Below are 11,658 nucleotides of genomic sequence, written 5' to 3' on the forward strand. Positions count from 1 at the left end.
CTATCCTCTCTTCCTTGCAGCGTCGGAGGCGCGGCGCGCCAGCGCATCGGCGCGCGGCAACCATGTGTCGAGCAACTCATCACACGCCGTCTCGAGCTCCTTAGCACGAGCGCGATCCTTCATAGACGTGGTGTTCGCAAAGAGCGTCAAACTCGCGCCTTGCATGGCGGCGCGGCAGAATACGGCGCCGCACGCCACGTCGGACAGCAGCTGTCGGGAGCCCTTGTCCGCCATGTCCTCGAGCAGCGCCAGCGCACGCCCGCAGGCATCCATAATGCGATACGGCGGCATAGCGGCCACATGCAGCGCATCCTGAATCGCGGTCGCTCGAGCCGGATCGTCACGCGGAATACCGTACGCCGCGGACACCTGCCCGTAGGCACGAACGTCCTCGGCAACCAACTCGACAAGCTCCTGGGACAGCTCATCAGCCTGAGCAAACGCGCGCGCCAGGTCATCCGCACGATCAGCAAGCGCGGGATTGGTCGCACCGTAGCGGGCGACCATCCCGCAAAGCGAGGCGCCCAGTGCGCCCACAAAGGCGCTCGCACTACCGCCACCGGGAACCGGCTCGCGAGCAGCCAGCGCTTGGGCAAACTCTCGACAGGTTTTATCCATCATCTCTTGGCTCATACGCACGCACCTTCAAGTCATATACATCGGTCGGGTGGCAACCGCCGACCGACCGCATCAATCACATAATGGTGCTAAGTCTAGCCCATAAGTACATGAGCGTCAGCGCACCTGGCCATCGCGGATTTCTATGACGAACGATAGGCGTCGGCACCGCAAACATGGGACACATGGCCCACCTTTCGAGACTTCCGGACGTCAAAAACTGAGGCATATCTATAAACAAGGAACCTGTTGGGGCAACGCCCACGCACGCGCGCCCCATTAAATCAACGGGCACCTCACCCCGGGGAGGGCCGACAGCATCGGCCCTCCCCTCTTTTGCGACCGCACATATTGCCACTTGTCGGCGCAATTCCAGCCCCCAGAATGGGACACATGGCCCACCCTAGCGAGCCGTCCACGCGTACAGTAAAGGCAGGTAATCCGTGGGCGGTTACAGATCGAGGAGGACACGACCATGAAAAAGAAGGCCTTTGCGATTCTCACCCTCTGCATAAGCCTCTTTGCCGCAGTTGCCCTGGTGGGCTGCGGTGGCGGCGGCAGCGGCGGCGCTACCGGCAGTGGCGGTGGCGGTGGCGGCGGCGCAGAAAAGCCAGCCGTGGATATGAGGACCGACTTCATTTGGTTTAAGGTCGAGGTCCCCGAGGGCGTCGAGATCACCGACGTCGCAGGCGACACCGCCGACAGGGCCCAGTTTAAGTTCACCGAGAGCGAGCATGCCAGCGACCGCTTCATCCCCGTCTTCGATCCTGACAAGAACGCCGATGAACTGTTCGACTACGAGGCAAAGTGGAAGGCCAACTCCGGATGGACCGAGAGCGATCCCGTTAAGTACAACGGCAAGACCTGGCGCAGCGCCTACTTTACGCACTCGGGCGGCGTGACGACCGAGTACTTCACCGACGTTGACGGCGGCAGCGTGTACGTGCGCATCGACAACGTCGAGGAACACAAGGACGCCGTCGAGACCATGATGAAGTCTCTGGAATTTGCCGACGACATCGCCGAGGCCAAGACCGAGGCCATGGACGTCAAGCTCGACGATATCGAGATCAAGCGCTAAGCGATTGGCGAGCGCAACGGAAAACACGGTCGCAGTGCAAACAAGCGACGGTACCCCAGCGCTTCGTACCCAGGGAGGGCCGGTAAACCGACCCTCCCTTTCTTATGCCTGTAGCCGACGAACGCGAGGATGCCGGACGTCGGAACCGCCCCAAATGTGGCAACAGTACGAAAACGACAAACGCCCCAACACGTCCGCCCGCCGATTTATTGTGCCGCGCAGACAATTAAACCAGCATCTTTAAACATCTGAGCAGTATAGTGACCAAAACTATCGCATAACCGCACTCTGCGAATGGAGAAGTTATGACCGAACATCACGCCATCAGCCGCCGAGCATTTACGTTGGGCCTTGGACTCGCGGCGTTGTCGCCACTTGCAAGCCTGCCCGAAACCGCCATGCTGGGCATTAGCCCGCGGGCAGCCTTTGCGGACGGCACGGCCGGGCCAGCAGTCAGCCTCAACAATTTCGTCATTCGCCTTCGCCCCGCGGGCTATTTTCGTACCGCAAGCGTTAACGAAGACGGCAACGTCATCGGCAACGTCTGCCATCTGTTTAATGACGGCACGTCCAGCAAGCTCATCCTTGAGAACGTAACGACCAAGAATGACGATACAAACTGGTATGCTATCCGCACCTTGCTCAATTTCGAAGAGCATAAAAAGACGGGCTACAGCATTTGGTCGGTCGATGGCGACTCGGACAAAGACGGAAAGGTCATCCACGTATGGAGTGGCGAGCATGACGGCAAGCCCAGCCGCTCTTTTGCGTTCGAGCGTCAATCAAACGGAACCTATATCATCCGAGACCGCACGGTCGAGAAAGAAACCGAGAAAAAAGACATTAAGTACCTGGCAATAGAATCGAACGGCGAAGACCAGGACAACAATAAGATCTGCCATAAGAGTAAGAGCATTCCGTGGGAGCTCGAACTTATCGGTTACGACATGAAAAAGAACGATGCCACGGTTAGCAGCCTCGACTGGATCACGTACAGCAGCTACGTCGATGGGCCATGTTGGATGAAATACGTCGACGACAATAAGTTCCTCGACGAGCTGAGCATCCCGGGCACGCACGATTCGAGCACTTGCAGTGTGGACAACGACACCGAGCCCCAATCCTCGCAAGTAAAATGCCAGCAGGATTACATTCCCACGCAGTTGCTCGAAGGCATTCGCTATTTTGATATCCGGCTCGGAAAGGGCGACAACCCCGGTATCGACCACGGGGATTACTACCTGCTCAAAAAAGACGCGTACTTTATGCATCTTTCCGATGTCATAGGCTACTTCAAAACGTTTTTGAACGAAAACCCGACAGAAGCGCTCATCATGCTTGTATCACGAGGCAACGACGAGGCTACCGACGAAAGTGTTACGACGGCTTTCGCCAAGGTTTTGGACGACAACCCCAAACTGTTCTATACGTCGAGCTGAATCCCCACGCTACACGAGGTGCGCGGAAAGATCGTTCTGCTGCGTCGATTTAGGCTCGCCGGCAACAGTGTAAGCGGCCACACGTGGGGCCTCGACCTTACCGAATGGGATGACCAGATCAAGGCTCACTCCGACAGCGCCACTATGTGTCTCGTCCAAGACGCGCGGGGCTTTGAAGCCGCGGGGGAAACAGGCGACAAAGAGCCCTATTGCACCAAGGTATACGCCCAGGACAAGTACAAACTCACGGGAACCGACAAGCTCAGCTGGGTCGATAATGCGCTGAAGGAAACGTCCGGGCGCACGCGCAACGAGGTAGATGTCGAGGACGATAACGGGGCCAAGGAGAAAGTCCTGGAGCGTTGCTGGTCTATCAACTACACCAGCTGCACGGGCTTGTCGCACGGAGGCAATCCTTTTACCTCGGCACGAGTAGTCAACGAGCATCTGTATAAGAGCCCGTACATCAATCCCAGCGGCATCGAGGATACAAAGTCAGATTACCTCAAGCACATTGGCATCATCGCATCCGACTTTGTTGATGCGGCGCTGGCCCGGAGCATCTATCAGCGCAATTACGATACGGAGCACAAGCAGACGGCTTCGTACTATCTCCCGTACTATCTCCCGACCCGCATACGCATGACGTACGGCGACTCGCTGAGCGATGCCTCATTCCAGGATGGCAAGACCGTTGGCGAGGGTCATTTCCGCCTTGCCGACAGCAGCAACGTACTCAATGTAGCGGCTTCGGGCCGTGCATTTGCCATCGAATACGTTGATGTCGACGCCTTGGGCAACGAGACCGCTACAGGGCTGCAGGGCTCCGTACCCATCGATATCGATCCACGCGCGCTGACGCCCCATTTTGAGGGACTCGAAGGCCTTAAGGCCGGCGAAGACGTGCGCGCCAAGATTGCGGCATCACTCGAGGGCAAGCTCGAAACCGATGCCTGCACGGCCCAGCTCGAGTTTGTGCACGACGCGAACGGCGCTCCGGGAACGGCGATGGCCGAGGGCGAAACATTTGCCGCAGGGACGTACTGGGTGCGCGTGAACGGTCTCTTGGGCAACGCGGCGCAGAACTACACGCTCGCCAGCGACGGAGCCGCAAGCTTTACCGTAGCGGCCTCGGGCAGTGCGGGCGGCACCGGCAGCGGCACCGACGGTGGCACGGGTTCCAACGCAGGCAGCGCTGATAAGAACGGTAAGGGCAACAAGGGCAAGAGCTCGGGCGGAAAACTCGCCGGCACGGGCGATGGCTCCGGCATCGCCGCCGGGCTCGCCGCTGCCGCCGTGGCGACAACGGTCGCAGGTGCAGCAATGCTTGCCAGTGACCGCGACAATACCGAGGACGTTAACGAATAGGCAAGCCAGTCTTTTGGGCGCATTAACTCAATCGGGGCGCAGAATACCGTTCTGCGCCCCGATTTTTACCTTGGCCCGAACGCCGCTATCGGTTACATCACCATGTTCAGCGCTTTCACAAATTCCTGGGCCTTCGCACGGCTACTCAGGCTAAAGACGCAAGCGGTCAACAGCCTGTTACGCAGGAAAACGTCGCGACCCTTGATCCTGTTGACCCCCGTGATGTCCTTAAGGTAGACAATCTCGGTGTGCTTGCCACCAAAAGTGCCCTTCTTGAGCACCTCAATACGGTTGGGGTAGATCTTGACGTCTTTATACCTACCCGAACCTTTGTCCTGGAATAGCAGCGTGTTGTTGTCCATACGCGTCACTCCCGTGGGGTTCGCTAAAACTGCCTCTATGGTCACATTTTAGTCACCGCAAGGCTCCCATGCGAAGGTGCCAGACAGCACAGCAATTCGTGTCCGCGCGAGGCTTTAAACTAAATGCGATAAAGATGCATTCCACAAGAGGAAAGTGGGGCGACAGTGATGGGCGAACTGGTAAACCGTGGAGAATCGGCAATCGTGCCAGAAGTTTTTTACAAGCAGGTTTCCTCGATTCTCAACGCCGCTCGCAACAAGGCCTATACCGCCGTTAACTTTGCGATGGTTGAGGCATATTGGGAGATCGGCAAAAGTATTGTTGATGAGCAGGGCGGAGAGGGGCGCGCAGCATATGGAGAGGCATTGATTGCAGGCCTCTCCAGAAGGCTTACCGCGGATTTCGGAAGAGGCTTTGGCATCGCAAACCTTCGCAATATGCGTCAGTTCTTTCTTGCGTTTCCAATTCGCGACGCACTGCGTAGCGAATTGAGCTGGACTCATTACCGCAGGTTGATGCGCATTCCCGACCCTGATGCTCGCACATGGTACATGAACGAATGCGCCGTTTCTCGCTGGAGCACGCGCCAGCTCGAACGCCAGATCAACACCATGTTCCGCGAGCGCCTACTTACCAGCAAGGACAAAGAGGCCGTCACCCAGGAAATCCAAGAGAGCGCCCCGGCTCGTCGCCCCGAGGATATCATCCGCGACCCATATGTACTGGAGTTTTTAGGTTTCTCGGACGATGCTACGTTTCGCGAGAGCGATCTAGAGCAGGCGCTCATCACGCATCTTCAGAAGTTCCTGCTGGAGCTTGGTCGTGGCTTCGCTTTCGAGGCGCGCCAAAAGCGCATCACCTTTGATGGGCGCCATTTCTATATTGACCTTGTTTTTTACAACTATCTGATGCGCTGCTTCGTGCTCATCGACCTTAAGACCGATGACCTTACGCATCAGGACCTGGGCCAGATGCAAATGTATGTGAACTACTACACGCGCGAGCTCATGAACGAAGGCGACAATCCGCCCATAGGCATCGTGCTCTGCGCGGACAAAAGCGATTCGATTGTCGAGTACACGCTGCCCGAAGACAACGACCAAGTGTTTGCCGCCTAATACCTGCCGTATCTTCCAAGCAAGGAAGAGCTGGCGCGCGAGCTGAGTGCCGAGTACCGCGCCATCAACGAAGCGACTAATGGCAAAGCGCAAGGGTAGCAGCACGTTGCGACCGATACCCCCGACGGCGTTTCATATCCCCCGACATAAGAGGAGCGCTCCATGACAGACAGACCGAAAACAACACTACGCGATTGCATCTATGGGCTTGCCGTCGGCGACGCGCTGGGCGTTCCATACGAGTTTATGCCTCGCGGCACGTTCGAATGCACCGACATGATCGGCTACGGCACGCACGGACAGCCCGCCGGCACCTGGAGCGATGACACGTCCATGACGCTTGCTACCTGCGACTCGATTAGAGAGCTTGGGCACATCGACACCGCAGACATGCGCGACAAATTCGTCAGCTGGATTGCCCGTGGCGAGTATACGATCGACGGCGTTTTCGATTATGGCGGCACGACCGCCCGCGCCTTGCACACCGGCAAAGGAGGCTCCGGCGAGCGCGACAACGGCAACGGTTCGCTCATGCGCATCGCGCCCCTGGCGTTCACCGACGCGACCGACGACGAAATCTGCGAGGTCTCCGCGATAACGCACGCTCACAGAACATCGACCGACGCGTGCATCATATTTGTCGAGCTGATGAGGGATGTGATGAACGACGCGCTCCACTCGTGGGCATTCCATCTGAAAGGCGTGCCTGAGCAGGAGATCAGGTCAGGTGGCTTCGTGCGCGACACGCTTAAGGCAGCCACCTGGTGCTTCGTCAACACTAACAGCTACGAAGATTGCGTGCTTGCCGCCGTCAACCTGGGCGACGACACCGACACCACCGCAGCCGTCGCAGGTGCGCTCGCCGGCACGGCATACGGCATCGACGCAATTCCACGAGAGTGGATCGACGCCTTGCGCGGTAAAGAGCTGATAGAGCAGTGTTTGTTTTAGGGCGCACTTACGATAGAAACTGACCAGCAGGCGCCATGGAAAGAGAGATAGCGAATATTGATGAGTTCCAAATGGACGAAAACGGGATTCCGCTATTTCCAGCAGGACTGAAGAAAGAAGCCAACCTCTATGTCCTTCCCGACGGGCGCTACCTCCCCTGCGGGCTCTACAGGACCGCGGACGGCGGTTCACTCATTTATGAGCCATCCGGGCTCAGCTTCTTCGGGCAGATGCTTGCTCAATTCAAAGAGCGCTAGGGGTTTGATTGCCCGTTAGATCGACACTGCTCCAAACCAGGTGATGGGCAGGGTGCCTCCCACCGCGGCCTGTGAGGTAAAATCTTGACTGCCGCGGAATCCGCCTGCGGGCAACGCTCCGATCTCCGATTGGGGTGAAGCCTATGAACTTGTTTCTTGAAATCCTGCGCCTCTCGATGTATGTGACCGGCATTGCCCGGAACCTCTACTCGATCTGGCGGGAATATAAGCAGTAACGGATAGCGAAGGGAGTCATGAAAAGGGCCGGTTGCAGCCGGCCCTTTAGACATTAGCACCTGCGTTGCCCGCGTCTCCGAAGTTTGAGTAGCTGAGGAGCGGGTTCCGCGGCACATCCTGATTTTACCCAGCGAGGCGGATCTTTTGCAGCCGCTCCACCGTTTATTTACATCTACCAACATCGGGATCTAAAACCAAAAGTTTGCGCCCCGAATGGACAGAAAGGAGCGAGATTACGGAGAAGAAGTTGGACAATCGAGGTTCGGCTTGGAGTCTACATAGCATATGCTAGGAAAATGATGGAGAGGGTCAGGGCACTGCGCGGCGTTGGGCTCACTATCCTGGAGATAACCGAGGCGCCAGATAGAGCGGCAACGCTTTTCGGGACATTTCCCAGACTTCTCGAGAGGCAATCGCTACCTCAACTCGGCATAAAAAGTTCGCCCCGGGGGACAGCCGAAGAGCCCTTTTTACGGCCACCTTTCATGACGGACAAAAGCTATGCGACCACGCCCCGCTTGGGCCTGCCCGAGCGGGGCGTGTCGGTCAGGCGCGCCGCTATGCTCTCCACGGTCACATAGGTGCGGCGGCCCTTGCGGTAGCCCGTGAGGATTCCCGAGTCGAGCATGTGGGTAATCCTGCCGGGGGAAACGGAGAGCCCGCGCGCGGCTCCGGCCGCCGAGACCGTCTCCCCCTCCACGATATACCCCTCGTCCGTGGAGAAGGCGACCATCATGGAGAGGCCGCCGTCTGCGGGCTCGATAAACTCGGGCTCCAGCACGGCGAGGCCGTCCCTCACGAGCACGGCCACGTAGGTGCTCGCCGCGTCCACGGCCTGCTCGGCGGCCTCGGCAATCGTGTCACCGCAGGCAAAGCATCCCGGTAGCGAGGGAAACTCCACGTCGTAACCACCGTCCTCATCGGGCGTGAGCACCGCCTGATAAACGTATGTCTTCATATCTTTCGACCCCCAAGGGAGCGGAGCTAAAGCCATCCCGCCGTCTAAGCCACTCCCCGGACTTGCCCAGGCACTCGCAGCCCTCCATGCTCGTCAGAACGTGACGCTCTACCCTGTCCTCTAGCGTGTCGAGTCACATCGTGACGAGACGGTTCGGCCGCCTGACTTCATACTCGGACAGGCAGGGATCATCCCCGCGTGTGTGGGAAACAGCAGGCTAGCGCAATGCCCGTTGTATTACCTGAGGGATCACCACCGCGCGTGCGGGGAATAGCTATCGGCTACATAATCGAGTTCAGGACCCTTACGAATTCCTGTGCCTGGGAGCGGCTGCTCAGCCTGTAGTCATAGCCCGTCCGCAGCCTGTTGTTCAAGATCACCTGCTTGCCATTGATTCTATAGACACCGGTAACGTCATTCAGGTAAACCACCTCTTCATGCGTGCCGAAGAAGCGGTTCTTCTTGAGCGTGGTGATCCGGTTCGGGTAGATGCAGATTTCCTTGAATACACCGGCACCCTTATCCCTAAACAGCAGTGTGTCGTTGTCCATTTCTACTCCTCTTTGTTGACGTCGGTTAGATTGCGGTTCGAGCTGTCATATTGCTAGATTACCAGTTAGATCGGCACTGTTCCAAAACCGTGAGATGGCATGCCGTGCGCTCTCGTCCTCAACAGTGAATAGATTGAAACAGCAATTGCGCGCTGCTCCGATTCAGCTCTCATGCCTTTATCCGTTACCAAATCATTAGCTTGTGGGCAAAACCAGCTGGCTCCGACGGATCAATGCGACTAGAACAAGGGCTTTGGTTATAAATAACCTGAAAACCATCTGGTTATCAATAACCTTATGTGCTATAGTTCAATCAGAGGTTATTGATAACCAATCAATGAAAGGATTCAAATTGTTTAACGTCAACACACAGGCAAAGGAAATCGGCTGGACTCTCACGACCCGTCTCCGCAGTTCATTGCCGTCCGACTATCTCTATCCGCTCGTTTATCTCGCGCGCTTCGCTCAGAAAACCGGCAGACCCGATAACTACGCCGAGATGATCAAGTTTGCATCCCAGGGAGACGACGATATCGCCGCACTGCTCGATCGAGCCTATAAGCGCCTTTCCGCAGACGGACCATTCGACGAACTCCTTGCCTTTCTTTCAAATTTCAGCGGAGAAGCAATCGACGAATACCTTCAGAACGGTCCGATCAGCCAGGGAGTCTTTGGCGGCGAGTCCTCAACCCCCGAGGGAATCGCACAACTCGCACTTGCCGTTCTAGATATAAAATCCGGCGAGAAGGTCATGGACTTCGGCTGTGGAACGGGCAATTTCCTCGAAGCTGCTGCGGCGAAATGCCCGGATGCGAAGCCCATGGGCGTCGAGCTCAATCAAAGCACTCTCGCCATCGCAAAGCTTCGATCCAAAGTCACGGGATCGCAGATTTGCTATGCCCATGATGATATGTTCCGCTATTTCGACAGCAGCATTGAGCACAATCCCGTAGACAAGGCGTTCTCCAACTACCCCTGGGGCATGCGGACCAAGATGTTCTCCAAGAACTCTGATTACATTGAGAAAGTCATGAAGGGCCAGGAGCGCTACAGGCGTCCGTCGTCATCCGATTGGGTTTTCAACCGCCTGCTTGTCGATTCCCTCAAAAAGGGTGGGACCGCCGCCGCAATCATGTCAAATGGCGCATGCTTCAATGGTACGGATAAACCAGTTCGCGAATACTTCGTTAAAAACGGTTTCATTAAGGCAATCGTCGCACTACCAAAGGGGGTCTTTGCCCCCTACACGATGATCCAAACGTCGTTCGTCGTCCTTACCACGGGCGCCTCCAAGGGGGTCCGTTTTGTCGACGCAACTGATTTGGGCACCAATGATCGTCGCAGCTGTTCAATTGACGAAGCCGCCATTAACGCGATTGTCGAGCGCCTTGGCATCGATTCCGAAAAGAGCGTTTTCAAAACACTTGATGAAATTGCGGCACGCGACTTCGATCTCTCTGCAAAGCGTTATCTCGAAAAAGAAATCGAGATCCCGAATGGAGTTGAACTCGGGAGCGTCGCAAAAATCATGCGAGGCGCAAGCGTTCGCGCGGCAGAACTCGATGCACTTGTCTGTGACGAAGACACCGGACTCAGCTATCTCAACCTGGGAAATATCTCTGATGGGTCTATCGACGACGACCTTCCAAATCTCTCCACGCTCGACACGAAACTTGAAAAGTATCGTATCCACAACGGTGACGTCCTCATCTCGAAATCCGGCGCCCCGTTCAAGGTTGCGGTTGCCGAGGTCCCTGAAGATCGAAAAATCATCGCGAATGGAAACCTGTACGTGTTGAGCGTCAACAGGGATAAGATTGATCCGCACTACCTCGCCGCGTTTTTCTCGAGCCCTTCTGGCAAAGAACTCCTTGCCCGTGAAGCAGTCGGCACCACCATACCCAGCGTGCCCATCAAAGCTCTCAGCAGCATCAAGGTGCCCCTCGAGGACGCCGATCGTCAGAAGACGATCGCCGATGCCTATCTCGCCAAGACAGACGAGATCAAGTTGTTAAAGCTACGCCTATCTCGAGCTCGCCAGGAACTTACCGACCTTTTCGATGAGGAGGGTTAGCCTTGGCGCATCTCACCATTCAGGAGCTCTCCGACCTTTGCGACGAGATGATGGGGCGCATGGGTCTCGAACTACTGCCCGCCATAACAAAGGCAAATCGCGAAAACACCCTTGAGGATCTTTTGGCATCCCTTGGAATGTCCGACCTTCTCGTAAGTGAAAACGATCCCTATGAGGAACGCTTTCTGGGTAAGGTCCTCGTTGTGGGCGCCAGCGTCGTTAACGTCGACAAGTTGCGCAGCATCGCCCGCAAGAAAGGGTTCGATCCGGATCGATTTGAGTTTCAACTCGAATACTCCCGACTCAAGCACTTCAACTTCGGCAAAATACGCGGCTCGATGGGCTACGCCGCAATCCTTGCTGGTCCCATGCCTCACAAGACTCCGGGCGCCGATGAAGCTTCGAGCTTCATCGCTCGCGTCGAGAACAATCCGGACGACTACCCGACACTCATTAAAATGCAAGCGGGAAATGATCTCAAGATCACTAACAACAGCTTCAAGCAAGCGCTTGGGCAGCTGTCGCAACACGAGCACCCATAAATAGAAGTCGATTTAAATAAGCAAGAGAGCCCTGCCACCAATTGTCATTCTGGCGCGATCAACCGATAAGTCAAATGGCAACTAACGGGTGTCAGATATAC

General features: G+C 56.4%; 12 protein-coding genes. 8 read left to right on the forward strand and 4 right to left on the reverse strand.

Annotation, left to right across the window (positions count from 1 at the left end; genetic code table 11):
• The gene (locus I2F59_RS00520) at positions 1 to 633 is read right to left on the reverse strand and encodes a cyclodeaminase/cyclohydrolase family protein (RefSeq protein WP_195502755.1); all 633 of its coding nucleotides are present in this window, start codon (positions 631 to 633) and stop codon (positions 1 to 3) included.
• 460 nt (positions 634 to 1,093) lie between these two features.
• On the opposite strand from I2F59_RS00520, the gene I2F59_RS00525 reads away from it, so the two are divergent.
• The 3 genes from I2F59_RS00525 (at position 1,094) to I2F59_RS00535 (ending at position 4,506) form a co-directional block, all read left to right on the forward strand.
• On the forward strand, positions 1,094 to 1,699 hold the full coding sequence (locus tag I2F59_RS00525; RefSeq protein WP_148332078.1) for a hypothetical protein: 606 nt from the start codon (positions 1,094 to 1,096) through the stop codon (positions 1,697 to 1,699).
• A gap of 305 nt (positions 1,700 to 2,004) precedes the next feature.
• A complete protein-coding gene (locus I2F59_RS00530; protein ID WP_195502757.1) occupies positions 2,005 to 3,138 on the forward strand; it encodes a phosphatidylinositol-specific phospholipase C domain-containing protein in 1,134 nt (377 codons plus the stop codon).
• A gap of 18 nt (positions 3,139 to 3,156) precedes the next feature.
• Entirely contained in the window at positions 3,157 to 4,506 is a 1,350-nt protein-coding gene (locus tag I2F59_RS00535; RefSeq protein WP_195502759.1) for a PI-PLC domain-containing protein, read from the forward strand.
• A 92-nt stretch (positions 4,507 to 4,598) separates the two neighbouring features.
• On the opposite strand, the gene I2F59_RS00540 is transcribed toward I2F59_RS00535, so the two are convergent.
• Positions 4,599 to 4,868 (reverse strand): hypothetical protein, encoded by a 270-nt coding sequence (locus I2F59_RS00540; RefSeq protein ID WP_148332076.1) that lies wholly within the window; start codon positions 4,866 to 4,868, stop codon positions 4,599 to 4,601.
• A gap of 168 nt (positions 4,869 to 5,036) precedes the next feature.
• Here I2F59_RS00540 and I2F59_RS00545 point away from each other — a divergent pair, with 168 nt between their 5' ends.
• From I2F59_RS00545 to I2F59_RS00555, 3 genes are all read left to right on the forward strand, one after another.
• The gene (locus tag I2F59_RS00545; protein ID WP_229065247.1) at positions 5,037 to 5,987 is read left to right on the forward strand and encodes a PDDEXK nuclease domain-containing protein; all 951 of its coding nucleotides are present in this window, start codon (positions 5,037 to 5,039) and stop codon (positions 5,985 to 5,987) included.
• A gap of 162 nt (positions 5,988 to 6,149) precedes the next feature.
• The gene (locus I2F59_RS00550; RefSeq protein ID WP_148332074.1) at positions 6,150 to 6,938 is read left to right on the forward strand and encodes an ADP-ribosylglycohydrolase family protein; all 789 of its coding nucleotides are present in this window, start codon (positions 6,150 to 6,152) and stop codon (positions 6,936 to 6,938) included.
• Positions 6,939 to 6,973: 35 nt separating this feature from the next.
• On the forward strand, positions 6,974 to 7,195 hold the full coding sequence (locus I2F59_RS00555; RefSeq protein ID WP_148332073.1) for a hypothetical protein: 222 nt from the start codon (positions 6,974 to 6,976) through the stop codon (positions 7,193 to 7,195).
• A gap of 736 nt (positions 7,196 to 7,931) precedes the next feature.
• On the opposite strand, the gene I2F59_RS00560 is transcribed toward I2F59_RS00555, so the two are convergent.
• A complete protein-coding gene (locus I2F59_RS00560; RefSeq protein ID WP_148332072.1) occupies positions 7,932 to 8,390 on the reverse strand; it encodes a type II toxin-antitoxin system HicB family antitoxin in 459 nt (152 codons plus the stop codon).
• 281 nt (positions 8,391 to 8,671) lie between these two features.
• Entirely contained in the window at positions 8,672 to 8,941 is a 270-nt protein-coding gene (locus I2F59_RS00565) for a hypothetical protein (RefSeq protein WP_148332071.1), read from the reverse strand.
• A 352-nt stretch (positions 8,942 to 9,293) separates the two neighbouring features.
• Between I2F59_RS00565 and I2F59_RS00570 the strand changes: the two genes are divergently transcribed.
• On the forward strand, positions 9,294 to 11,015 hold the full coding sequence (locus I2F59_RS00570) for an N-6 DNA methylase (RefSeq protein ID WP_195502761.1): 1,722 nt from the start codon (positions 9,294 to 9,296) through the stop codon (positions 11,013 to 11,015).
• Positions 11,016 to 11,017: 2 nt separating this feature from the next.
• Positions 11,018 to 11,557, forward strand: coding sequence for a hypothetical protein (locus tag I2F59_RS00575; protein ID WP_148332069.1), 540 nt, complete (start codon positions 11,018 to 11,020; stop codon positions 11,555 to 11,557).
• Positions 11,558 to 11,658: the final 101 nt, after the last annotated feature.

It is taken from the genome of Collinsella aerofaciens (genome assembly GCF_015556945.1).
GTDB classification, from domain to species: domain Bacteria; phylum Actinomycetota; class Coriobacteriia; order Coriobacteriales; family Coriobacteriaceae; genus Collinsella; species Collinsella aerofaciens_AO.

Coding starts and splice junctions, on each gene's coding strand:
- I2F59_RS00520 (WP_195502755.1), bottom strand. CDS start 633: ATGAGCCAAGAGATGATGGATAAAACCTGTCGAGAGTTTGCCCAAGCG.
- I2F59_RS00525 (WP_148332078.1), top strand. CDS start 1,094: ATGAAAAAGAAGGCCTTTGCGATTCTCACCCTCTGCATAAGCCTCTTT.
- I2F59_RS00530 (WP_195502757.1), top strand. CDS start 2,005: ATGACCGAACATCACGCCATCAGCCGCCGAGCATTTACGTTGGGCCTT.
- I2F59_RS00540 (WP_148332076.1), bottom strand. CDS start 4,868: ATGGACAACAACACGCTGCTATTCCAGGACAAAGGTTCGGGTAGGTAT.
- I2F59_RS00545 (WP_229065247.1), top strand. CDS start 5,037: ATGGGCGAACTGGTAAACCGTGGAGAATCGGCAATCGTGCCAGAAGTT.
- I2F59_RS00550 (WP_148332074.1), top strand. CDS start 6,150: ATGACAGACAGACCGAAAACAACACTACGCGATTGCATCTATGGGCTT.
- I2F59_RS00555 (WP_148332073.1), top strand. CDS start 6,974: ATGGAAAGAGAGATAGCGAATATTGATGAGTTCCAAATGGACGAAAAC.
- I2F59_RS00560 (WP_148332072.1), bottom strand. CDS start 8,390: ATGAAGACATACGTTTATCAGGCGGTGCTCACGCCCGATGAGGACGGT.
- I2F59_RS00565 (WP_148332071.1), bottom strand. CDS start 8,941: ATGGACAACGACACACTGCTGTTTAGGGATAAGGGTGCCGGTGTATTC.